Source organism: Brevundimonas aveniformis DSM 17977, from assembly GCF_000428765.1.
Lineage (GTDB): Bacteria > Pseudomonadota > Alphaproteobacteria > Caulobacterales > Caulobacteraceae > Brevundimonas > Brevundimonas aveniformis.
This window is the reverse complement of record NZ_AUAO01000002.1, coordinates 445693-466994: the sequence shown is the minus strand read 5'-3', so window position 1 is coordinate 466994 and position 21302 is coordinate 445693. Positions and strand designations below refer to the sequence as shown.

Genomic DNA, 21302 nt, shown 5'->3' with positions numbered 1-21302 from the left:
CCCACAAATGGAAAAAGTGCCGATGACGGCCGGGGGATACCAATCCCTCGACGAGGAGTTGAAGCGTCTCAAGTCGGTGGAACGTCCCAACGTGATCGCCGCCATCTCCGAAGCGCGCTCGCATGGCGACCTGTCGGAGAACGCCGAGTACCACGCCGCCAAAGAGCGGCAGGGCTGGATCGAGGGCCGTATCGCTGAGATCGAGGACAAGATCTCGCGCGCCCAGGTGATTGACGTGTCCAAACTGTCCGGGGCCCAGGTCAAGTTCGGAGCGACCGTCACCGTGGTCGATGAGGACACCGAGGAAGAGGGCCGCTACCAGCTGGTCGGTGAGCACGAGGCCGACGTCAAGGAAGGTCGCGTCTCCATCACCTCGCCCATCGCGCGGGCCATGATCGGCAAGGAGCAGGGTGACGTCGTGGAGGTCAACACACCCGGCGGTGTGAAGGCCTACGAGATCCTCAAGGTCGAGTGGCGGTAAACCTACCCCTGTCGATCTGGACCGTCACCGACGGTCGCGTCGGTATTGAAAACCAGGCGCTGGGCCTCGCCGAGGCAATCCAGCGCCTGACACCGGCCGAGATCACGACCAAACGCCTGCGCTTTCAGCGCCTGTTCGACCGCTGGCCCAATGCCTTGCGGTTTTGGCCACGTGCCATGCTGGCTGACGCCTCAGACCGGATTGAAGCGCCTTTCCCTGACGTCGCCATCGCCAACGGCCGCGCCAGTCTGCCCTTCTCGACGCGACTGAAGCACTGGAGCGGCGGACGGACCTATGTTGTCCAGCTTCAGGACCCGAGAACCGATCTGGCGGCCTTTGATCTGGTCATCCCACCGCTGCACGACGGCGTCATCGGACCGAACGTCTTTTCCATTCTGGGCTCACCCAACCGCATTACGCCCGAACGGTTAGAGCAAGAAGCCGCCCCCTTCCGTACCCAACTGGCGGAGCTGGCGCGCCCGCGCATCGCGGTCCTGATCGGTGGGCGCTCCAAGGCCTATGACATGAGCGCGGCAACGGCCGAGCGGCTAGCAGACCAGATCGCCCAGGCGGTTGAAACCTCCGGCGGGTCGCTGCTCCTGACGTTTTCGCGACGGACACCGGGCGCGGCACGTGCAGCCCTTATGGCGCGGCTCGACGGCGTACCGGGTCTGATCTGGGATGGGGAAGGCCCCAATCCCTACTTCGCCTTCCTGGAGACGGCTGACCACATTCTGGTGACGGGGGATTCCGTCAATATGGCTGCCGAAGCGGCCGCCACGGGCAAGCCGGTTCAGATTCTTGCCCTGGACGGTGACGGCGGCAAGTTCGATGCTCTCCATGCCGCGCTTCAATCACGCGGGGCCACCCGTCCCTTCTCCGGCGCCCTGGAAAGCTGGACCTATGCGCCGCTCACCGAGACGGACCGAGCGGCTCGGGAGGTGCTGGCGCGGATGCGTGCCTAGCTCCCTTCTCCCCAGGCATTAGTCCCTTTATAGACGCGGCCATGAGCAATTTTCGCACCCTCGATGCCGCCGGTGATCTGACCGGCAAGACCGCCCTTGTTCGCGTGGACTTCAATGTCCCAATGGAAGACGGTCGGGTGACCGACGATACCCGGCTGCGGGTCGCCCTGCCGACGATCAACAAGCTGCGCGACGCGGGAGCCAAGGTGGCCCTGCTGGCCCACTTTGGTCGGCCCAAGGGCGAGCGCGTCGACAGCATGAGCCTGGAGCCGGTCGTGGCCCCGCTTGCGGCCTTGCTCGGTGCCCCGGTGCGGTTCGCCACCGACTGCGTCGGCGACGAGGCCAGGGCGGCGATCGACGATCTGGACGCCGGCGGCGTGGTGCTGCTCGAGAATGTCCGCTTCCACAAGGGCGAGGAACAGAACGACCCGGCCTTTGCCGCCGAGCTGGCCGCGCTGGGCGATCTGTATGTGAACGACGCCTTCTCCGCCGCCCACCGGGCGCACGGCTCGACCGAGGGCGTGGCACGCCTGCTGCCCGCCTATGCCGGCGAATCCATGCGCCGTGAGCTGGAGGCGCTGGACGCCGCGCTCGGCAGCCCCAAGAAACCGGTGCTCGGCATCGTCGGCGGCTCCAAGGTCTCGACCAAGCTCGATCTTTTGCAGAACCTCGTCAGCAAGCTGGACAAGCTGGCCATCGGTGGCGGCATGGCCAACACCTTCCTGGCCGCCATGGGTCAGGACGTCGCCGCCTCGCTCTGTGAACATGATCTGGGCGATACGGCGCGCGAGATCATCAAGGCCGCCGAAAAGGCCGGCTGTGAACTGCTCCTGCCGGTCGACGTCGTCGTCGCCACCGAGGTCAGCCCGAACGCCGAGGCGCGCGTGCGCGAACTTGGCCAGCTTCAGCCCGAAGAGAAGATCCTCGACGCCGGACCTGCCACGGTGGCACGGCTGGAAAAGGCCATGGCCGAAAGCCGCACCCTGATCTGGAACGGGCCGCTGGGCGTCTTCGAGGTGCCCCCGTTCGACGCTGCCACGGTGCGCGCCGCCCGCACCGCTGCAGCCCTGGCCCAGTCAGGCGTCCTCACCGCAGTCGCCGGCGGAGGCGACACGGTCGCGGCGCTGAATCATGCGGGCGTGGTCGACGATATGACCTTCGTGTCCACCGCCGGTGGGGCCTTCCTCGAATGGATGGAAGGCAAGGTCCTGCCGGGCGTGGAAGCACTGCGGAGCTAGGGCGATCACGACCCCGTGACTTTTGTGGCAGATTTGCCTATACGCGCCGCCACAAAGCAAAAATCCAAAGGACTCAGGATATGGATCTCGCGGCTCTGAACGCGGTGGCTACGGCCATGGTCGCGCCCGGCAAGGGCATTTTGGCGGCAGACGAATCGACCGGCACCATCAAGAAGCGGTTCGACGCGATCGGCGTTGAAAGCACCGAAGCCAACCGCCGCGACTATCGCGAGCTGCTGTTCCGCTCCGACGCAGCAATGAAGAACCACATCTCGGGCGTCATCCTGTTCGAAGAAACCCTGTATCAGGACGGTGCCGACGGCACGCCGCTGGTCGAGCTCATCAAGGCCAATGGCTCGATCCCGGGCATCAAGGTCGACAAGGGTGCCAAGCCGATGGACGGCTTCCCCGGCGAGACTCTGACCGAGGGCCTGGATGGCCTGGGTGAGCGCCTCCAGAAGGACTATGCGCGCGGGGCTCGCTTCGCCAAGTGGCGCGCGGTCATCGACATTGCCGACGGGATCCCCACCTGGGGCGCGGTCAAGGCCAACGCCCACGCCCTGGCCCGCTACGCCGCCATCTGCCAGGCCAACCAGATCGTTCCCATCGTCGAGCCGGAAGTGCTGATGGACGGTGCCCACTCCATCGACCGTTGTGACGAAGTCACCCGCTGGGTCCTCCAGACCGTCTTCAACGAACTGGCTGAACAGCGCGTCGAACTGGAAGGCATCGTGCTCAAGCCCAATATGGTCATCTCCGGCAAGAAGGCGTCCAACCGCGCCGGCGTCGAAGAAGTGGCTGAAAAGACCATCGCGGCGCTGAAAGCCACCGTGCCGTCGGCCGTGCCGGGCATCGCCTATCTCTCGGGCGGCCAATCCGACGAAGAGGCCACCGCCCACCTGGACGCCATGAACAAGATCGGCGGCTTCCCCTGGAACATGACCTTCTCCTACGGCCGCGCCCTGCAAGCCGCGCCGCAGAAGGCCTGGTCCGGCAAATCCGAAAACGTCGCGGCGGCCTCGCAGGCCTTCCACCACCGCGCCCGCATGAACGGCCTGGCCTCGACCGGCGAATGGTCCAAGAGCCTGGAAGCGGCGTAAGCATCTCGCGCCAGAACGCGAAAAGGGCGGCTCGCGAGAGCCGCCCTTTTTCATGTCTGCACGATGGTGGCTGGGGGCGGGCTCGAACCGCCGACCTGTGGGTTATGAATCCACCGCTCTAACCAGCTGAGCTACCCAGCCATCGCGCGAGACGGCGCGTATATAGGCCCCGGCGCGCCGGTTCAAGACAGGTGCGAAAACTCTCGCAAACGTCTAGCCTGTGCGAACCGATGACGCCCGCCCTGCATCTTTTGGGATCCGCCGCCGACGGAGGCGCCGAGACCTATTTCGTCGATCTGGTCACGGCCCTGCATGGTGCCGGTCAGCCGACGGCGGCTGCCGTGCGCAAACACCCTGGGCGCGAGGCCCGACTGGCGGCGGAGGGCGTCCCATATGAGGTGTTTGATTTCGGCGGCCCATTCGATCTGGCCACCCGCCCGGCTATCCGTCGCTATGCCGCAACGCAGGGCGCGCAGGTGCTGGTCGCCTGGATGAACCGGGCCGCCCGGCATTGCCCCAAGGGGCCTTGGGCGCGGGTCGGGCGACTGGGCGGCTATTACGATCTGAAGAACTATCGCGGTTTCGACGCCCTGGTCGGCAACACCGCCGACATCCGCGACTGGATCGTCGCCCAGGGCTGGCCGGCGGATCGTGCCCATCATATTCCCAACTTCGCCGAACCGGACGACAGCCCGGCCCAGAGCCGTGCCCTACTCGACACCCCGCGCGAGGCCCCTCTCCTGCTCGCCATGGGTCGGCTGCATTCGGCCAAGGCGCACGATGTGACGCTCAAGGCCCTGGTGAAGATTCCCGACGCCGTCCTGTGGATCGCCGGGACCGGTCCGCTCGAGGGTGATTTGCGCGAACTGGCCCACGATTTGGGGGTCGCCGATCGCGTCCGCTGGCTCGGCTGGAGGAATGACGCCGGGGCGCTCTATCGCGCCGCCGACATCGTCGTCTTCCCCTCGCGGGTCGAGCCGCTGGGGAATGTCGTCATTCAGGCCTGGGCCTACGGCAAGCCCGTCATCGCCGCCGAGGCCGCCGGGCCCAAGGTGCTGATCCGCGATGGCCAAGACGGCCTGCTGGTCCCGATCGACGACGTGCAAGCCCTCGTCCTGGCCATCCATCGCCTGATCCACGACACACCTTTGCGCGAGGGCATCGCCGCCGCCGGTCGTAACCACGCGTCAGAGGTTTCCAAGGCAGTCGTTCTGCCGCAATGGGAGGCCCTGTTCGATCAACTGGCCGGGGAGCGGACCTGAATGTGCGGCATTGCCGGGATCCTCGGCGCGGACCAGGCCCCCGAGGCCGCCGTCCGCCAGATGATCGACACGCTCCAGCACCGCGGCCCGGACGGCATCCGCATCGAAAGCGGTCCCGGCTGGTGCCTCGCACACGCCCGCCTGTCGATCATCGACCTGGAGGGCGGCTGGCAACCGCTGCACGCCGGCGGCTCGACCGTCATCGGCAATGGCGAGATCTACAACTACGTCGAACTGATCGAAGAGTTCGGCTTGCAGGACAAGCTGACCACCGGCTCGGATTTCGAGCCCCTCCTGCACCTCTACAATTTGGAGGGCGAAAAGGCCTTCACCCGCCTGCGCGGCATGTACGCCTTCTGTCTCATCGGCGCGGACGGACGGACCTGGCTGGTGAGGGATCCGTTCGGGATCAAGCCGCTCTATCTGAGCCGCAAGGGCGACGACGTGGCCTTCGCCTCAGAACCCCGCGGCCTGACTCCGCGCATCGTTCCGACCCCGGCCGCCGCCGGCGAGGTCCTGTCCCTCGGCTACCGTGTCAGTCCGCTTGAGGAGCCCGTCATCGACATGGTGCCGGGCGAGGTCCGCCAGGTCACCCGGGATCCTCCCCCGCTCGCGGGGGAGGGGGACCCCGAAGGGGTGGAGGGGGCGGGACCGGGTGCGGTGCGAGCCGCCGCCCCCTCCACCGGCCTCGGGATCGCATTGCGATCCGAGTTTTACCGGCGATCCGGCTCGCCATCGGCGAGCCGGGGCGGTCCCCCTCCCCCATCTGCGATGGGGGAGGGTCAACTCCTCGCCCGCCTCGACGCCGTTCTCGAAGACTCCGTCCGCGTCCATCAGCGCTCCGACGTCCCCTACGGCCTGTTCCTGTCCGGCGGCATCGATAGTTCCGCCATCGCCACCCTCATGGCCCGACTGAACGAGCGACCCGTCACCGCCTTCACCTGCGGCTTCGACGCCCCCGGTGCCCGCGACGAGCGCGCCCATGCCGAGGCTGTCGCGGTGGCCCTGAACCTCGACTGGCGCGAGACGACCTTCGGCGAAGAGGACTTCTGGCGCATCCTGCCCGAGGTCGCCTGGGCGCTCGACGACCCCACCACCGACTACGCCACCCTGCCGACCTGGAAACTGGCCGAGGCCGCCAAGGGAACGCTCACCGTCGTCCTGTCCGGCGAAGGCGGCGACGAACTGTTCGGCGGCTATGGCCGCTATCGCCGCGCCCTGCGGCCCCGCTGGCTTGGCGGCCGCCCGGCCGAACCCCAGTTCGACGCCCACTTTCTCAACGACGGCGGCAAGGCCGCGCTCGAAAGCTGGCGTCTCGCCGCCGGCCAGGCCGTCCAGCCCTGGATGACGCCGCTCCAGCGCGCCCAGGCCGCCGACATCGCCACCTGGCTACCCAACGACCTGTTGCTCAAGCTGGACCGCACCCTGATGGCCCACGGGTTGGAGGGCCGCACGCCGTTTCTGGACCGTGAGGTCGCCGCCTTCGCCTTCAACCTGCCGGACCGGTTCAAGGTGCGCGGGCGCTACGGCAAATACCTCCCGAGGAAGTGGCTCGAACGCCACCTGCCCGCCGCCGACCCGTGGGCGAAGAAGAAGGGCTTCACGGTCCCCGTCGCCGCCTGGATCGCGCCGCGCGCCCGCGACCTGGCCCCTGCCCTGGCCGCCCATGAGGGTCTGGCCCAGGTCTGCAACATGGATGCCGTCCGCGCCGTCTTCGAGCGCGACGACCAGCCGTCCGGCCGCTGGCCGCTGCTCTTCTACGCCGTCTGGTGGAACATCCACGTCGCCGGCATGGAGCGGAAAGAGGCCCTGGCGGCGCTGTTGCCCTCCCCTTGAATTGTCATCCCGGAACGCGCGAAGCGACTGTCCTGGACGACCGGCCCGACACGCGCCCGCCGCGGCCGTTGTCGCGGCCCTCGGCTGCGCCCCGGCCGGGATGACAAAAAGGTTGGGCATGAACTGGACGCCGTCCCGATCGTTCTGCAAACACACCTTAAGCTGACCCACAGGCCCTCGCCACAAACCCGAGGGTGACGGAGTAACCCCATGCGCCCCACCCTTGCCCTCGTCGCCGCCTCGTCGCTGATGGTCGCCGCCACCGCCTGCAACGGTCAGGAAGCGTCCAACGCAGAGGCGGAGAATCGCGCCGCGCGCGGCGCGCCGGTCGAGAGCCGCCCCGCCAACAACCCGGACCAACGCCCCGCCTTCGAGGGCCAGACCCGAGCGCCCGGCGTCACGACCCAGGCGGCCTATACGGTCAGCCCCATGGCCGAAGGGCTGGACCACCCGTGGGCCTTGCAACAGCTCCCCAGCGGCCATTGGCTGGTCACCGAACGCTCCGGTGCCCTTCGCCTGTTCAGCGCGGATGGCGCGGACCTGGGTGCCGTCTCGGGCGTGCCTGCCGTCCATGCGGAACGCCAGGGCGGCCTGCTGGACGTCGCCCTCAGCCCCGACTTCGCCACCGACCGGTTGGTCTACTTCAGCTATGCCGAGGACCGCGCCGACGGCAACGGAACCACCGTCGCCCGCGCCCGGCTCTCCGGCGACGAGCGGTCGCTCAGCGGCACTCAAGTCATCTTCCGCGCCTGGCCTTCCTATTCCAACTCTATGCACTACGGATCGCGGCTGGCGTTCGATCGCGAGGGCCGGCTGTACATCACGCTCGGCGAACGCTCAGACCTGGAAACCCGCCCGCAGGCCCAGGATCTTGGCAGCCATCTGGGTAAAATCATCCGCATCAACGCCGACGGCTCTATCCCGGCCGACAATCCTTATGTCGGGCGAGAGGGCGCGCGGCCCGAGATCTGGTCGCTGGGTCACCGCAACGTCCAGGGTGCCGCGCTCAATCCTTGGACGGGGGAACTCTGGGCCATGGAACACGGTGCGCGCGGCGGCGATGAGGTCAATATCGTGCGGGGCGGCCTGAATTACGGCTGGCCGACCATTGCCTACGGCATGGAATATCGCGGCGGCGCGATCGGCGAGGGCCTGACCGCCCGCGAGGGCCTGGAACAGCCCGTCTACTACTGGGATCCCGTCATCGCGGCGGGCGGAGCGGCCTTCTATGACGGCGAGGCCTTCCCCGAATGGGAAGGAAACCTCCTCGTCTCGGGCCTCGGCGGCAAGCACCTGGCGCGCCTGGTCATCGAGGATAACCGCGTGGTCGGCGAGGAACGCCTCCTCACCGATCAGAACCAGCGCATCCGCGACGTCCAGGTCGCCGCCGACGGTTCCGTCTGGGTCGTCACCGACGAAGACAACGGCCGCCTGATCCGCATCGCGCCCGCCGGTTAGAAGGCATCAGGACGCCGCCCCTGAAAGTTTACAGATCGTGAACCTCGTGACCTCAAAGATGGCCCGGGGATTCCATGCGGTCATCAGAAATTCAATCCATCACCGAGACCATGGCGCGTCGCGCGCCGCAGTGGCGCAGCCGTGTCATCATCGCCGGCGTGGTCGCGGCGGTGTCGTTCCCACTGACCTCACCGATCTTCGCCGCCGTCTGGTTCGCCGCCTATACCGGGCTACAACTGATCGAACGTGGCTTGCATCCTGAAGGCGCCTGGGCGGGTCGCCTGTCTCAGCACCGCTACATCGCGGCCTGCCTTGCGATCGCCTTCCTCAACAACATAACCTTCAGTGCCTATGGCGTGGCCGAGATCCTGTCAGGCACGACGCTGGGTCTGTTCTGCGGGGCCATGGTCATCGGCGGCGTCGTCATCAATGCGGTGATGATGAGCCCAGGATCGCGCACAATGGTGCTGGTCGCCCTGGCCCCCCAGGGCCTGTATCTGGCTATCCTGCCATTCGCAGCGTTCCGGGCCGGTCTGTCAGGTTTCGAAGTCGGCCAGCTCACCTTCGCCGCCGCCATGCTGGTGGTCGCCGGGCTGTCGATCAGCTCACAGATCTCCCGCCTCTTCAGCCAGATGCAGGCCGCCCGCGCCCAGGCCGATCAGGCCAATGAAGCCAAGAGCCTCTTCCTCGCCACCATGAGCCATGAGATCAGAACACCCTTGAATGGCGTGCTCGGCATGGCCCAGGCCATGGCCGCAGACGAGCTTCCCGAACGTCAGCGCGAGCGCCTGGCGGTGATCAGCCAGTCCGGTCAGTCGCTGCTGCACATCCTCAGCGACGTCCTGGATCTGGCCAAGGTCGAGGCGGGCCATCTCGAACTTGAGATCCTCGATTTCGACCTGGAAACAGTGATCCGTCAGGCCCAGGGCGGGTTCAGCGCCCTGGCCGAGGACAAAGGCCTGCGCCTGACCACGCGGATCTCACCCGCGGCTGCGGGAGGCTGGCGCGGCGATCCGACCCGCGTGCGCCAGATCCTGTCGAACCTGATTTCGAATGCCGTGAAGTTCACCGATTCCGGCGAGATCACGGTCAGCGCCTGCCTCGATGGCGAGCATCTCGTTCTCACCGTGACCGATACGGGACCCGGCGTGACCGAGGACCAGCTGCCGCGCCTGTTCAAGCGGTTCACCCAGGCCGACGAAACCACGACACGCCGATATGGCGGGACGGGACTGGGTCTATCGATCTGTTCTGAGCTGGCCGGACTGATGGGAGGCGACATCCAGGCACGGCTGCGCATGCCGCACGGCCTTGCATTTGATGTCCGACTGCCACTGGAGCGCGCCGGTCCGTCATTCGGCATGACCGAGGCCACGGTATCGGTCCCCCACATGGCCGGAGACTGGCTTCGCATTCTCGCGGCTGAGGACCATCCGGTGAACCGCCAGGTCTTGAGCCTGTTGCTCGGCCAGGTCGGCATCCAGCCGACCTTCGTTGAGAATGGTGCCGAAGCCGTCGAGGCCTGGCGAATGGGCGACTGGGACCTGATCCTGATGGATATTCAGATGCCGGTCATGGACGGCCCGACAGCCGCGGCCGTTATCCGGACGGAAGAACTGGCGATGGGTCGGCTCCGAACGCCGATCATCGCCCTGACCGCCAACGTCATGACGCATCAGACCGACACCTATCGCGCCGCCGGAATGGATCGCGCTGTCGGCAAGCCAATTGAGTTCCAGACGTTGATTTCGGCAATCGAGGCCTGCGTGGCGCAGACCCGCGAAGCCGTGGACGCGCCCGCCCCCACCGCGCGGTCGGCCTGACGTCGTAATCCCTACCGCCCCGCCAGCACCATCAACGTCGAACCGCCGTGGGCCAGCACCCGTCCCTGGCTGTCGGTCAGGGTCGCCTGGGCGGTGATCAGGGTCCGGCCCCGGTTGATCACCCGCCCCTCGGCGCGGACCTGTCCGCCGTCCGGCAGGATCGGACGTGTGAAGTTGCCGTGGGTCTCAACCGTCGTATAGCCGACATCCGCCGGCAGGGTGGTGTGGGCCGCACAGCCCGCCGCGCTGTCGATCAACGCCAGGGCCCAGCCGCCGTGGGTGGTGCCCTGCGGATTGCGTAGGCTTTCGTCCGGCTCGCCGATGAAAACGCAGCGCCCCTCCTCCGCCTCGGCGAGCCAGAAGCGCATCGGCCCGCTGATCTCGGCCGCGGGAAATTCGCCGTGCACCAGCGCCTGCATGATCTCCAGCCCGGTCTTGCCGGCCATCTGTTCAGGCGTGGCGACGCCGCGGGGGTAGGCGAGACTCATCACAGGCTCCTGCTCGAAGCGCCTATGTGATCGGTGACAACTTGAGGGTCAACCAGCTGCCCCCTCTCCCAAAGGGAGAGGGGGCAATCTCTAGATATGGATCGCATGCCCCAGGGCCCGCAGGGTCGCCTCGTGGAAGGCCTCGCCAAGGGTCGGGTGGACGTGGATCACGCCCGCCACGTCCTCCAGCACCGCGCCCATCTCCAGCATCTGGGCGAAGCTGTTGGACAGCTCAGACACATGCTGGCCGACGGCCTGGATGCCGAGGATCCGGTGGTCGTCCTTGTTCGCAATCACGCGCACGAAGCCGCCGTCGTCGCCGGCCTCGATCGCCAGGGCCCGACCGATGGCCATCAGCGGGAAGCTGGCGGTGATGACATCATCGCGGCCCTCCACGTCAGACGGACCCAGGCCCGCCGAGACGATCTCCGGCTCGGTGAAACAGACCGCCGCGATGGTGACGGGATCGAACACCGCGTCGTGGCCGGCGATGATTTCCGCCACCACCTCGCCCTGCGCCGAACCCTTGTGCGCCAGCATCGGCTCGCCGGTCAGGTCGCCGATGGCCCAGACATTCTTCATCGAGGTGGCGCATCGGTTGTCGATCTTCACGAACGGACCGGCCATGGCGACGCCCATGTTCTCCAGACCCCAGCCCTGGGTGCGCGGGCGGCGTCCGACCGTGACCAGCACCTTGTCGGCGTCCAGCTTGATCGCCTCGCCGTCATGGGTGGTGACGTTGAGCTTGCCCTTCTCGAACGCGCCCGCCTTGGCCCCCAGCAGCAGCTTGACGCCATGCTTCTCAAGCCACTTGGTGACCGGGGCCGTCAGGTCCTTGTCGTAGAGCGGCAGGATGCGCTCGGCCATTTCGACCACGGTCACCTCAGCTCCCAGCTTCCTGAAGGCGATGCCCAGCTCCAGCCCGATATAGCCGCCGCCGACGACCACCAGCTTGTTCGGAACCTTGTCCAGCGACAGGGCCTCGGTCGAGGAAATCACGTCCCCGCCGAACGGCAGGAACGGCAGCTCGACCGGCTCCGACCCGGTCGCCAGAATGACGTGTTCGGCCGAGATGGTGATCTCGCCCTCGTCGGTCGAAACCGTGCAGGTCTTGGCGTCCGAGAAGGTCGCCCAGCCCTTGATCACCTTCACCTTGGCCCGCTTCAGCAGGCCCGAGACCCCCTGGTTCAGCTTCTTGACGATCCCGTTCTTCCACGCGACCGTCTGGGCGAGGTCAATCGCCGGCTTGTTCGCCGTGATCCCCAGCGTCCCCCCATCCGCCGCCTTGGCCACCGTCTCGAACTTGTTGGCCGCATGGATGATCGCCTTGGACGGAATGCACCCGACATTCAGGCACGTCCCGCCCAGCCCGTCGCCGGCATCGACCAGCACGGCCTCCAGCCCCAGCTGGCCGCAACGGATGCCGGCGACATAGCCGCCGGTTCCGGCCCCAATGATGAGGACTTTGGTTTTGATTTGCTCAGTCATTGGTAGGTCTCAAGTCGAGAGATAACGTCCGGGGGAAACTGATAGGACTCAAGGCGCGCAACCACCTCTGGCTGCGCCAGGCTCAAGATGTAGACGCCGGCCGGATCGTCGATCAGCAGAACGACTTCGTCCGGCTCAATGCTCATCCACGGACCGCACCAGCTGTAGGTCGATCCATCCAGCGCCCGTGAACTTGTTGCCCCCACATACTCATAGAGCGCTGGTGGCGCGCCGTGGATCACCTCAAGCCGTTCAATCCGGGCCGTTGACTGCGCGACTTCCAGGCGCGCGTTAACAAGCGGAGCGGGATTGGGCGTGACACTCGTCACCCGTCCCACCCAGATGGCGCGGTCGGGCTGCATCTCCATCACGTGCCAGGGCGGCGGTGGAGGCCGTGCGCAGGCATCTGCAACGCTGGGATTCAGTGCGAGCGCAGCCAGAACAACACCTGCGGCGAGCTTGGCTCGAAGCGTGAAGCTGATCGCCCTCATCCCATCCACAACGTCGCCGGATGCTCCAGCAAGCCCTTGATCCGCTGGATGAACACCGCTGCGTCATGGCCATCGACGATCCGGTGATCGAAGCTGGAGGACAGGTTCATCATCTTGCGAACGACCATCTGGCCGTCCTTCACCACGACCCGCTCCTGGATCTTGTTGGGGCCGATGATGGCGACTTCGGGGTGGTTGATGATCGGGGTGTGGGTGATGCCGCCCAGCGTCCCCAGCGAGGTGATGGTGATGGTCGAACCGGACAGCTCGTCGCGCTTGGCCGAGCCGTCCTTGGCCGCGCCTGAGACCCGCGCGATCTCCAGCGCCGTGTCATAGGGATCCAGCGCCTCGGCGTGGCGCACGACCGGCACCATCAGGCCGTTCGGCGTCTGGGCGGCGATGCCCAGATTGACGGCGTTGTAGGTCGTCAGAACCCCGCCCTCGTCGTCATAGTGCGAGTTCAGCACCGGCTGGTCCTTCAGGGCCACCACGATCGCGCGGGCGATGAACGGCAGCACGTTCAGCTTGGGCTTGCCGCTTCCCTTGTTCTGGGCGTTCAGATGCGCGCGCAGCTCTTCCAGGGCGGTGACATCGATCTCTTCGACATAGGTGATGTGCGGGATGCGGCGCACGCTCTCGGCCATCTTTTCCGCGATCTTGCGGCGCAGGCCGATGATCCTGGTCTCGATGACGCCGTCCGCCTTCGCATAGGTCGAGCCGCCGCCCGAGCCGCCGCCCGACCCCCGTCCGCCGCGCGCGACATAGGTGTCCAGATCCTCATGGCCGATCCGGCCCGCCGGACCGGAACCCGCTACGAACTGAAGCTCGACGCCCATCTCGCGCGCGCGCTTCCTGACCGCCGGCGAGGCCAGCGGCTTCTCGCCGGTCTTGCGCGTGGTGAAGCCCTCGGCAACGGGGCGCCCGGTCGCGCCCCCTCCACCGGCTGTGCCGGTCCCCCTCCCTCGCGGCGGTTCGCTTGCAGAGGAGGATTTGTCGGTCGGCACCGCTTCGGATCCTCCCCCGCCTGCGGGGGAGGGGGACCGCGAAGCGGTGGAGGGGGCGGCGGCGGGCACGGCGCCGGGTTTGACATTCCCCGCGCCCTCGACCTGGAACATCACCAGCGGCGCCCCGACCACGACGGTCTTGCCGGGCTCGCCCAGCAGGGCGGTGATCTTGCCGGCCACCGGGCTGGTCAGCTCAACCGTCGCCTTGTCGGTCATGACGTCGACCAGCAGCTGGTCTTCCTCGATCTGATCCCCGACCGCGACGTGCCACGCGACCAGTTCGGCCTCCGCCGTCCCTTCGCCTACGTCCGGCAGTTTGAAGGCGTAGTTGCCGGGGGCCTGTGCGGCGGCGGGAGTCCCCTCCACCGCTACGCGGTCCCCCTCCCCACTGACGCGGGGAGGAGACTTACCTGTCTCTCCCCCAGCCGGCTGGGGGAGTGGCTGCGAAGCAGCCGAGGGGGAGGATTCATCAGAATCTGAGGCGTTCCCCGCCCCCTCGACCTCGAACTCGACCAGCGGCGCGCGCACCACCAGCATGCCGCCGACCTCGCCGTGCAGGGCCGTAACCTTCCCGGCCACCGGACTGGTCAGCTCCACCGTCGCCTTGTCGGTCATGACGTCGGCGACGATCTGGTCCTCGGCGACCAAGTCGCCCAGCTTGACGTGCCAGGCGACCAGTTCGGCCTCAGCGGTGCCTTCACCCACGTCGGGCAGTTTGAAAACGTAGCGTCCCATCAGATCAGCCCTCCATGGTCCGCTTGATCGCCTCGGCCACCCGCTCGGGGCCGGGGAAATATTCCCACTCGAAGGCGTGCGGATAGGGCGTGTCCCAGCCGGCCACGCGCGCCACCGGCGCCTCCAGATGATAGAAGCACCGCTCCTGCACCAGCGAAGACAGCTCGGCTCCGTAGCCGCTGGTCTTGGGCGCCTCGTGCACGACGACGCAGCGGCCGGTCTTCTTGACGCTTTCCTCGATCGCCTCGATGTCCAGCGGCACCAGCGAGCGCAGGTCGATGACCTCGGCGTCGACGCCGGCATGCTCGGCCGCCGCCAGCGACACCCAGACCATCGTGCCATAGGCCAGGATGGTTACGTCCGAGCCCTCGCGCATGATCCGCGCCTTGCCCAGCGGCACGGTGTATTTGCCGGTGGGCACCTGGGCCAGCTCCTGAGCCTTCCAGGGGCTGACAGGCCGTTCGTGCCAGCCGTCGAACGGGCCGTTGTAGAGGCGCTTGGGCTCAAAGAAGACGACCGGATCGTCGTCCTCGATGGCCGCGATCAACAGACCCTTGGCGTCGTAAGGATTGGACGGGATCACCGTCTTCAGGCCCGAAATATGGGTAAACAGGCTCTCCGGGCTCTGGCTGTGCGTCTGGCCGCCGAAGATGCCGCCGCCATAGGGACTGCGCACCGTGATCGGACAGGTGAACTCTCCGCCCGAGCGATAGCGGATCTTGGCGGCTTCGGAGACGAGCTGGTCATAGGCCGGATAGATGTAGTCGGCGAACTGCATCTCGATCACGGGGCGCAGCCCATAGACCGCCATGCCGATGCCGGCGGCAGCTATGCCGTTTTCCGAGATCGGGGCGTCGAAGCTGCGGGTCAGGCCGTGCTTCTTTTGCAGGTGGTCGGTGACGCGGAAGACGCCGCCGAAATAGCCCGCGTCCTCACCGAACGAGAGCACGTTCCGGTCTTCGGCCATCTTGATGTCCAGCGCCGAGTTCAGCGCCTGGATCATGTTCATGGAGGTGGTGTCGGCCATGGTCAGACTCCCACCTCGCGCCGCTGTTCGACCAGTCGCCAGTCTTCGGATGCGAAGACCTCCTCAAACATGGTCTTCACGCTGGGCCGCGACTGACCCAAGGTGCCGATGGCTTCGGATTCCTTGGCGGCGGCTTTGACTTGCGCTTCCGCGTCGGCCTCAGCGGCCTTCTGGTCGTCCTCGGACCAGGTTTTCTGCCCGATCAGATGCTGTTTCAGCCGCTCAACCGGATCGCCCAGCGGCCAGTGCGCGCCCTCGTCGCCGGGGCGATAGCGGCTGGGGTCGTCCGAGGTCGAATGCGGCGCGTGGCGGTAGGTCAGGAACTCGATCACCGTCGCCCCCTGATTGGTGCGCGCCCGCTCCGCCGCCCACTGGGTCGCCGCCCAGACGGCCAGGAAGTCATTCCCATCAACCCGCAAGCACGGCAGGCCATAGCCGATGGCCTTGGAGGCAAAGGTCGTTTCGATGCCGCCGGCGATGCCCTGGAAGGACGAGATGGCCCACTGATTGTTGACGATGTTCAGGATCACCGGAGCCCGATAGACCGCCGCGAACGTCAGGGCCGAGTGGAAGTCGCCCTCCGCCGTGGCCCCGTCGCCGATCCAGGCAGACGCGATCTTGTCATCGCCCTTGTAGGCGCTGGCCATGGCCCAGCCGACGGCTTGTGGCACCTGGGTGCCGAGGTTGCCGGAGATGGTGAAGAACCCATAGTCCTTGGCCGAATACATGATCGGCAGCTGACGGCCTTTGATCGGGTCGGCCGCATTGGAATAGATCTGGTTCATCATCGTCGCCAGCGGATAGCCGCGCGCGATCAACAGGCCCTGCTGGCGGTAGGTTGGGAAGCCCATGTCCTCAGGGCTCAGCACTAGGGCTTGGGCGACCGCGATGGCCTCCTCGCCCGTGCACTTCATATAGAAGCTGGTTTTGCCCTGACGGTGCGCCTTGTGCATCCGGTCATCGAAGGCTCGGGTCAGGACCATGGCCTTCAGCCCGCGCTTCAACGTCTCAACGTCCAGCTTGGGGTCCCACGGCCCGACAGCCTTGCCGTTGTCGTCCAGCACCCGCACCAACCGGAAAGCCAGATCGCGTGTCACTTCCGGCGACACCGAAACATCGGGACGGGCGACCGCTCCGGCCTCGTCGATCTGGACGTGCGAGAAGTCGGCCTTGTCGCCGGGCCGGGCCGGAGGCTCGGGTACGCGAAGCGAGAGCTTGGGGGTGTTCTTCGTCATCGTTTCCGCTGGGGCATCCCTGATTTTTGGGCTGAATAGCACACGCGGTCCCGGAGTCACCCGCTTGCGGACATCGGATTGCCCAACAACGGGCGAGAAGGCTAGGCTTGTCGGCAACTCGGAGTGTTCTCAATGGCCCATCGTTCCATCATCGGTGTTTTCGCCGTCCTGCCGCTTCTGGCGGCCTGTGCAACGGCGGAACGGCTGTTGGGCGGACCTGATGATCCCGGCCCCGGACCGACAGTCCAGGTCGTACCTGCGCCCCCCGAGGGCGTGACCGTGCTGGCGCGCAGCCCTGCCGAGCCCCTTCTTCTGGAGAGCGTCGCTCTGGATGCGCGCGGACGGCTCCTCGTCTCTTCGATCCACACCGCCGGGGTCTATCGGCTCGACATGAACGGGACGCTGACCCGCTTCACGCGTGAAGGCGACACCCAGGGGGTCTTCGGCATGATCTCGGATCGTGAGCGCGGGCACCTGTGGATCACCAGTTCCAACACCCTCTATGACCAGATCGAAGGGGAAGGCGGCACCGCGCTGATGCGGCTCGACCTGAATACGGGCGAGGTCCAGGCCGTCTATGCCATGCCTGAACCCGGTCGTCAGTTGACCGACCTGGCACTCGGCCCGGATGGAACAGTCTTCGTCAGCGACAGCCTCGGAGGCGGCATCTACATGCTGTCACCGGGTTCGGGCCGACTGGTGCACCTGGTGGATGCGCCGGAGCGGGCCTCGCCTCAGGGCCTGGTCGTTTCTGACGACGGCAACTGGTTGATCTTCTCGAACTATGGGACCGGCCTGCACCGCGTCGTCATCTCAACCGGAGCCATGCAGCCGGTGCGGATGCCTGACAACGGATCGGTACGGGGCCTTGACGGTCTTGCACGTCACGGCAACCGCCTCGTCGCCATCCACAACGGTGCGCCTCCGGGCAGTGTCCTGTCCCTGACCCTGTCACCAGACTGGACCGAGGTGCGCGAAGGGGAGCTTCTGATCCGGGGCGATCCGTTGATGGAGCCGACGACGGGCTTCGTTTCGGGGAATGCCTTTGTCTTCATCGCGCGCAGCCAGTGGTCCGATTTCGGGCAGGACGGCCAGCCTTCGAGCGCCACGCCTGACCCGGCCATTGTTGCCAGCATTCAACTGACGGAGCCCCGCCCATGATCGAGATGGTCATCGACGCCCGCAAGAAGGACCTGGGAGGTTTCGAGGTCGGCCGGGTTCTCCCGTTCGCGCGCAAACGCATGGTCGGGCCGTTCATCTTTTTGGACCATATGGGGCCGGCGGAATTCGCGCCTGGGGCAGACGCCATCAATGTCCGCCCGCACCCGCACATCGGTCTGTCGACCCTGTCCTATCTGTTCGAAGGAGAGATGACGCACCGGGACTCGACCGGGGCGCACAACATCATCCTGCCGGGCGAGGTGAACTGGATGACCGCCGGCAAGGGGGTCGTCCATTCCGAACGGACCGAGCCCGAACGGGTGGCGACGGGCGGAAAGCTGAACGGTATGCAGGCCTGGATCGCCCTGCCACTGGAACGTGAGGACGATGATCCGTCCTTTACGCATCATGCCGGAGCCGACCTCCCGTCCTATGAACAGGCGGGCCTGTTCGCGCGCCTCGTTGCCGGCGAGGCCTATGGCGCGCGCGCATCGGTGCCAGTGGCCTCCCCGCTGTTCTATGTCCACTGGGAAATGGCCCCCGGCGTTCGCGCGGCCCCTCCGCGCGGCAGTGGAGACGGCGGATATTCCGAACGGGCGATCTATGTCGCTACGGGAGCCGTCGAGGTCGGCGACCGCCGCCTGAACGCCGGCCAGATGGCCATTCTCGAACCCCACGCTGAGCCCGTCGTTACCGCCATCGAACCGTCGACCGTGATGCTGCTGGGAGGTGAGCCGGTCGGGCCGCGGCTGATCTGGTGGAACTTTGTCGCCTCAACCCAGGACCGCCTGGATGCCGCCAAGGCCGACTGGAAAGCCGGGCGGATGAAACTGCCGGCCGGCGACGACCATGAGTTCATCCCCCTGCCCGAAGAGCCGGGATCAACGACGCAATTCCCGGCCCCGACCGATCCCGTCTAGGATTTTCGGATCATGGCTCTCAACGCGGCAACGGTCACTGACCTTCAGATTCCCGAGGTTGCTCAGGAGATCGAGCGCGCCCGCCTGTTCGACGTTGCAGGGGTTCAGATCACCGTCGGTGGACTGATCACCGCCGGTATCATCCTGGCGGTTACCCTGGCCCTGTCCTGGTTAGTGACCCGCGGCCTTCGCCGGGTGCGCAACCAGTCGCCACGCCGCGCCGCCGCCCTGTATCTGCTCGAAAAGCTGGCGGGCTACGCCATCCTTGTCGTCGGCGTGATGTTTGCCCTGTCGGCGGCGGGTCTGAATCTGTCGTCGTTCGCGGTCTTTGCCGGGGCTATCGGCATCGGCGTCGGACTGGGCCTTCAGGGTGTGGTCAAGGAATTCGTGTCGGGGATATTCCTGATCTTCGACGGCATGGTTCACATCGGCGACTATGTCGAGCTGGACAAGGGCATCCGCGGGCAGGTGGTTGAGATCGGTCCGCGTGCCACGCGCATCCGCACCAACGACAACATCAATGTTCTGGTGCCGAACTCACGCTTGATCGAAGAACCTGTCACCAACTGGACGCTGAGAGGTGACACGCGGCGCATCCATATTCCGTTCTCGGTCGCCTACGGAGCTGACCGTGGCGTGGTGCGCGAAGCCGTGCTTGCGGCTGCCAAGGCGTCACCTTTTACCCTACCGGAAACCGAGGATCGCAAATCTCAGGTCTGGCTGGTTGGCTTTGGCGAGAGCGGCCTGGATTTCGAACTCCTGGTCTGGCCGACGCAGGACGCGGTCAAGCGCCCCGCCGCCATGCACGCCGCCTACACCTGGGCCATCGCCGAGGCGCTGGACGAAGCGGGTATCGAGATCCCCTTCCCACAGACAGATTTGCGCATCCGGTCGATCTTGGGGCGCGAGGGAGACGAGGCCTTGGATCTGTTGGGCGTCAAACATCGCCCGGCCTCCGAGAAACCAGCCGCTGCCGTTTCACCCGCCGTCGCCAACGACGCCGCCGCCGAGCTGATGAAACCCACCGACGACGTCGAAGAGGTGCCCGAGGGCCGGTCCTAGCGGCTAGGCTCCAAACGGCGATCCACGCCCGTGACCAACCGGACGAGGCTGATCAGAATCCGCCCAGCCGGCTCCAGCAACGACATCACCATGATCATCACCACGATGCCGCTGAGGCTCCACACGCCGGATTGAAACCCGGTCTGGACCGTATCCCAGGTCCGCTCGAGCGCCTGGCGAAGGTCGCCGACCTCTAGGGCGCGGCTCAACGGCGAGATCAGCAACAGCCAAGCCGTAAAGACGAAGCGTGCGCACGCTAGGGCGATATCCCCCACGGCCGCCAGCCGCACGGCGCGTGGGTTGGCTGCCCGGAACACATCGAACAGCACACGCGACACACCATAGACCACGACCGGCCAGAAAATCAGGCTAACGGTCTCGCGAACCGCGTGGGTGTAGTCGACACCTGCGACGACCACGACCCACTCGTTCAACGGAACACCGCCGAAGAGAATGGCTCCGGCCCACCAGGCTGTCAGGACGGCGGCGGCGACGGCACTCGACAGCGCCCGGGCTACCGGTGACATCCGCTGGGTCTTGCGGACGCTTTCCGGCGCGCCGGCACCGGAGCCCAGCGCGTGATTGAACCCCTCTGCATCCAGCCGGGCCACCTCGAAGAAGCCGAGATCGCGCACCCGCCAGTTGGTGATGAAACTGGGCTTTTCGCCCTGCCTCTCGATGATGTAGCCGGCGGCGGTCGCCACCCCGATCAAGGTCATGGCCCCACTGAAAAGGCTGGCGAAGCCCTGGCCGATAGCCTGACTCAAATCCTGACCGCTGATGGTCTTGATCAAAACGCTGAACAGGGTGATCGCCACCAGAACGATCAGTCCAACCTTCACGCCGAACATCCACCAGGGAAACAGCTCCGGCCCGATGAGCTGCTGCGGACCGGATCCGAAGCGTGCCGCGACCGCAAGAGGGTGCCCGATCTCGCGCAGGATCGTCTCGATCTCGTCAGGTGTCAGGTCGCGGCCCAGGCCCTCCTGACGAGCTTCTATGCGGCTCATAATGTCGTCACGCAGCTCGGCCACGACATCGTCCCGGCCCGCTGCGGACAGTTGTGCCGCCACAGCGGCCAGATAGCGGTCAATCAGGGTCATTGCCCCATCCCCATGTCTTGAGTTCTTGTTCATGCCAGCACCGTTTCCAGCGAGGCTGAGATCCGGCGCCATTCGGCGTGAAGGCGCGCCAGCACAGCTTCGCCCTCGGCAGAGAGGCGATAGAAGCGCTTCTTGCGTTTGGCCTCTTCGCGCCATTCGCTGGTCAGGAGGCCTTGGCTCTCCAGGCGCCGCAGGAGCGGATAGAGGGTCGATTCCTCCATCTCGATTCCGTCTTCGGCCAGAGCCATCCGCAGGGAATAGCCGTACTGCTCGCTGCGCAGCCGCGCCAGGACGGCCAGAACCAGCGACCCGCGGCGCAGCTCGAGGCGCAGGGCCTCAAATGTCTCGGCCTCTCCCATTCCAACATCCTCGCCGTCACATGGTGTGTGACACACAGTGTATGATGCATACTGTGTGATACCGTC

General features: G+C 66.3%; 19 protein-coding genes and 1 tRNA gene. 11 read left to right on the top strand and 9 right to left on the bottom strand.

What is annotated here, in order from left to right:
* Positions 1-7 precede the first annotated feature (7 nt).
* The 4 genes from greA to G391_RS0107590 all read left to right on the top strand — a co-directional run bounded on the left by greA (position 8) and on the right by G391_RS0107590 (position 3784).
* Positions 8-481 (top strand): transcription elongation factor GreA, encoded by a 474-nt coding sequence (greA, locus tag G391_RS0107605; protein WP_029086989.1) that lies wholly within the window; start codon positions 8-10, stop codon positions 479-481.
* Entirely contained in the window at positions 472-1446 is a 975-nt protein-coding gene (locus G391_RS0107600) for a mitochondrial fission ELM1 family protein (protein WP_029086988.1), read from the top strand. Before greA ends, G391_RS0107600 begins: the two co-directional genes overlap by 10 nt.
* Before the next feature lie 41 nt (positions 1447-1487).
* Positions 1488-2684: a phosphoglycerate kinase gene (locus G391_RS0107595; protein ID WP_035303987.1), complete on the top strand. Its 1197-nt coding sequence runs from the start codon at positions 1488-1490 to the stop codon at positions 2682-2684.
* Positions 2685-2764: 80 nt separating this feature from the next.
* The gene (locus tag G391_RS0107590; protein ID WP_029086986.1) at positions 2765-3784 is read left to right on the top strand and encodes a class I fructose-bisphosphate aldolase; all 1020 of its coding nucleotides are present in this window, start codon (positions 2765-2767) and stop codon (positions 3782-3784) included.
* 64 nt (positions 3785-3848) lie between these two features.
* Here G391_RS0107590 and G391_RS0107585 read toward each other — a convergent pair.
* Positions 3849-3925: transfer RNA gene (locus tag G391_RS0107585), tRNA-Met, on the bottom strand.
* Positions 3926-4014: 89 nt separating this feature from the next.
* Here G391_RS0107585 and G391_RS0107580 point away from each other — a divergent pair.
* From G391_RS0107580 to G391_RS14225, 4 genes are all read left to right on the top strand, one after another.
* Positions 4015-5046 carry a glycosyltransferase gene (locus G391_RS0107580; RefSeq protein WP_029086985.1) on the top strand — a complete coding sequence of 344 codons (1032 nt, stop codon included), beginning with the start codon at positions 4015-4017 and terminating at the stop codon, positions 5044-5046.
* A complete protein-coding gene (locus tag G391_RS0107575; protein WP_029086984.1) occupies positions 5047-6882 on the top strand; it encodes an asparagine synthetase B family protein in 1836 nt (611 codons plus the stop codon).
* Between the two features lie 210 nt (positions 6883-7092).
* Positions 7093-8340, top strand: a complete 1248-nt coding sequence (locus G391_RS0107570; RefSeq protein ID WP_029086983.1) for a PQQ-dependent sugar dehydrogenase — start codon at positions 7093-7095, stop codon at positions 8338-8340.
* 74 nt (positions 8341-8414) lie between these two features.
* The gene (locus G391_RS14225; RefSeq protein ID WP_051257218.1) at positions 8415-10163 is read left to right on the top strand and encodes an ATP-binding protein; all 1749 of its coding nucleotides are present in this window, start codon (positions 8415-8417) and stop codon (positions 10161-10163) included.
* Between the two features lie 11 nt (positions 10164-10174).
* Here G391_RS14225 and G391_RS0107560 read toward each other — a convergent pair whose 3' ends face one another.
* The 6 genes from G391_RS0107560 to G391_RS0107535 all read right to left on the bottom strand — a co-directional run bounded on the left by G391_RS0107560 (position 10175) and on the right by G391_RS0107535 (position 16631).
* Positions 10175-10651 carry a PaaI family thioesterase gene (locus G391_RS0107560; protein ID WP_029086982.1) on the bottom strand — a complete coding sequence of 159 codons (477 nt, stop codon included), beginning with the start codon at positions 10649-10651 and terminating at the stop codon, positions 10175-10177.
* Between the two features lie 90 nt (positions 10652-10741).
* On the bottom strand, positions 10742-12139 hold the full coding sequence (lpdA, locus tag G391_RS0107555; RefSeq protein ID WP_029086981.1) for a dihydrolipoyl dehydrogenase: 1398 nt from the start codon (positions 12137-12139) through the stop codon (positions 10742-10744).
* Positions 12136-12630 (bottom strand): hypothetical protein, encoded by a 495-nt coding sequence (locus G391_RS0107550; protein WP_156893881.1) that lies wholly within the window; start codon positions 12628-12630, stop codon positions 12136-12138. The genes lpdA and G391_RS0107550 overlap by 4 nt, the downstream gene beginning before the upstream one ends.
* Positions 12627-14369 carry a 2-oxo acid dehydrogenase subunit E2 gene (locus G391_RS0107545; RefSeq protein ID WP_084169174.1) on the bottom strand — a complete coding sequence of 581 codons (1743 nt, stop codon included), beginning with the start codon at positions 14367-14369 and terminating at the stop codon, positions 12627-12629. Before G391_RS0107545 ends, G391_RS0107550 begins: the two co-directional genes overlap by 4 nt.
* A 4-nt stretch (positions 14370-14373) precedes the next feature.
* Positions 14374-15396: an alpha-ketoacid dehydrogenase subunit beta gene (locus G391_RS0107540; protein WP_169719099.1), complete on the bottom strand. Its 1023-nt coding sequence runs from the start codon at positions 15394-15396 to the stop codon at positions 14374-14376.
* A 2-nt stretch (positions 15397-15398) separates the two neighbouring features.
* On the bottom strand, positions 15399-16631 hold the full coding sequence (locus G391_RS0107535; protein WP_051257217.1) for a 3-methyl-2-oxobutanoate dehydrogenase (2-methylpropanoyl-transferring) subunit alpha: 1233 nt from the start codon (positions 16629-16631) through the stop codon (positions 15399-15401).
* A 132-nt stretch (positions 16632-16763) separates the two neighbouring features.
* Between G391_RS0107535 and G391_RS0107530 the strand changes: the two genes are divergently transcribed.
* Genes G391_RS0107530 through G391_RS0107520 form a run of 3 tightly spaced genes read left to right on the top strand, consistent with a single transcriptional unit; the run spans position 16764 to position 19774 of the window.
* Positions 16764-17792: a Vgb family protein gene (locus G391_RS0107530; RefSeq protein ID WP_029086976.1), complete on the top strand. Its 1029-nt coding sequence runs from the start codon at positions 16764-16766 to the stop codon at positions 17790-17792.
* Complete coding sequence (locus G391_RS0107525) at positions 17789-18712, top strand: pirin family protein (protein WP_029086975.1); 924 nt, start codon at positions 17789-17791, stop codon at positions 18710-18712. The genes G391_RS0107530 and G391_RS0107525 overlap by 4 nt, the downstream gene beginning before the upstream one ends.
* A 12-nt stretch (positions 18713-18724) precedes the next feature.
* Positions 18725-19774 carry a mechanosensitive ion channel family protein gene (locus tag G391_RS0107520; RefSeq protein WP_051257216.1) on the top strand — a complete coding sequence of 350 codons (1050 nt, stop codon included), beginning with the start codon at positions 18725-18727 and terminating at the stop codon, positions 19772-19774.
* Here the strand turns inward: G391_RS0107520 and G391_RS0107515 are convergent.
* The gene (locus G391_RS0107515) at positions 19771-20877 is read right to left on the bottom strand and encodes a hypothetical protein (protein ID WP_029086973.1); all 1107 of its coding nucleotides are present in this window, start codon (positions 20875-20877) and stop codon (positions 19771-19773) included. The genes G391_RS0107520 and G391_RS0107515 overlap by 4 nt on opposite strands.
* Positions 20878-20906: 29 nt before the next feature.
* Entirely contained in the window at positions 20907-21236 is a 330-nt protein-coding gene (locus G391_RS0107510; protein ID WP_029086972.1) for a PadR family transcriptional regulator, read from the bottom strand.
* Positions 21237-21302 lie beyond the last annotated feature (66 nt).

What these genes read in the sequence shown, in the direction of transcription:
- G391_RS0107590 (WP_029086986.1), top strand. Translation starts at nt 2,765, where the DNA reads ATGGATCTCGCGGCTCTGAACGCGGTGGCTACGGCCATGGTCGCGCCC.
- G391_RS0107510 (WP_029086972.1), bottom strand. Translation starts at nt 21,236, where the DNA reads ATGGGAGAGGCCGAGACATTTGAGGCCCTGCGCCTCGAGCTGCGCCGC.
- G391_RS0107525 (WP_029086975.1), top strand. Translation starts at nt 17,789, where the DNA reads ATGATCGAGATGGTCATCGACGCCCGCAAGAAGGACCTGGGAGGTTTC.
- G391_RS0107560 (WP_029086982.1), bottom strand. Translation starts at nt 10,651, where the DNA reads ATGAGTCTCGCCTACCCCCGCGGCGTCGCCACGCCTGAACAGATGGCC.
- G391_RS0107545 (WP_084169174.1), bottom strand. Translation starts at nt 14,369, where the DNA reads ATGGGACGCTACGTTTTCAAACTGCCCGACGTGGGTGAAGGCACCGCT.
- G391_RS0107595 (WP_035303987.1), top strand. Translation starts at nt 1,488, where the DNA reads ATGAGCAATTTTCGCACCCTCGATGCCGCCGGTGATCTGACCGGCAAG.
- G391_RS0107540 (WP_169719099.1), bottom strand. Translation starts at nt 15,396, where the DNA reads ATGGCCGACACCACCTCCATGAACATGATCCAGGCGCTGAACTCGGCG.
- G391_RS0107550 (WP_156893881.1), bottom strand. Translation starts at nt 12,630, where the DNA reads ATGAGGGCGATCAGCTTCACGCTTCGAGCCAAGCTCGCCGCAGGTGTT.
- G391_RS0107570 (WP_029086983.1), top strand. Translation starts at nt 7,093, where the DNA reads ATGCGCCCCACCCTTGCCCTCGTCGCCGCCTCGTCGCTGATGGTCGCC.
- greA (WP_029086989.1), top strand. Translation starts at nt 8, where the DNA reads ATGGAAAAAGTGCCGATGACGGCCGGGGGATACCAATCCCTCGACGAG.
- G391_RS0107575 (WP_029086984.1), top strand. Translation starts at nt 5,047, where the DNA reads ATGTGCGGCATTGCCGGGATCCTCGGCGCGGACCAGGCCCCCGAGGCC.
- lpdA (WP_029086981.1), bottom strand. Translation starts at nt 12,139, where the DNA reads ATGACTGAGCAAATCAAAACCAAAGTCCTCATCATTGGGGCCGGAACC.
- G391_RS0107515 (WP_029086973.1), bottom strand. Translation starts at nt 20,877, where the DNA reads ATGACCCTGATTGACCGCTATCTGGCCGCTGTGGCGGCACAACTGTCC.
- G391_RS0107535 (WP_051257217.1), bottom strand. Translation starts at nt 16,631, where the DNA reads ATGACGAAGAACACCCCCAAGCTCTCGCTTCGCGTACCCGAGCCTCCG.
- G391_RS14225 (WP_051257218.1), top strand. Translation starts at nt 8,415, where the DNA reads ATGCGGTCATCAGAAATTCAATCCATCACCGAGACCATGGCGCGTCGC.
- G391_RS0107530 (WP_029086976.1), top strand. Translation starts at nt 16,764, where the DNA reads ATGGCCCATCGTTCCATCATCGGTGTTTTCGCCGTCCTGCCGCTTCTG.
- G391_RS0107520 (WP_051257216.1), top strand. Translation starts at nt 18,725, where the DNA reads ATGGCTCTCAACGCGGCAACGGTCACTGACCTTCAGATTCCCGAGGTT.
- G391_RS0107580 (WP_029086985.1), top strand. Translation starts at nt 4,015, where the DNA reads ATGACGCCCGCCCTGCATCTTTTGGGATCCGCCGCCGACGGAGGCGCC.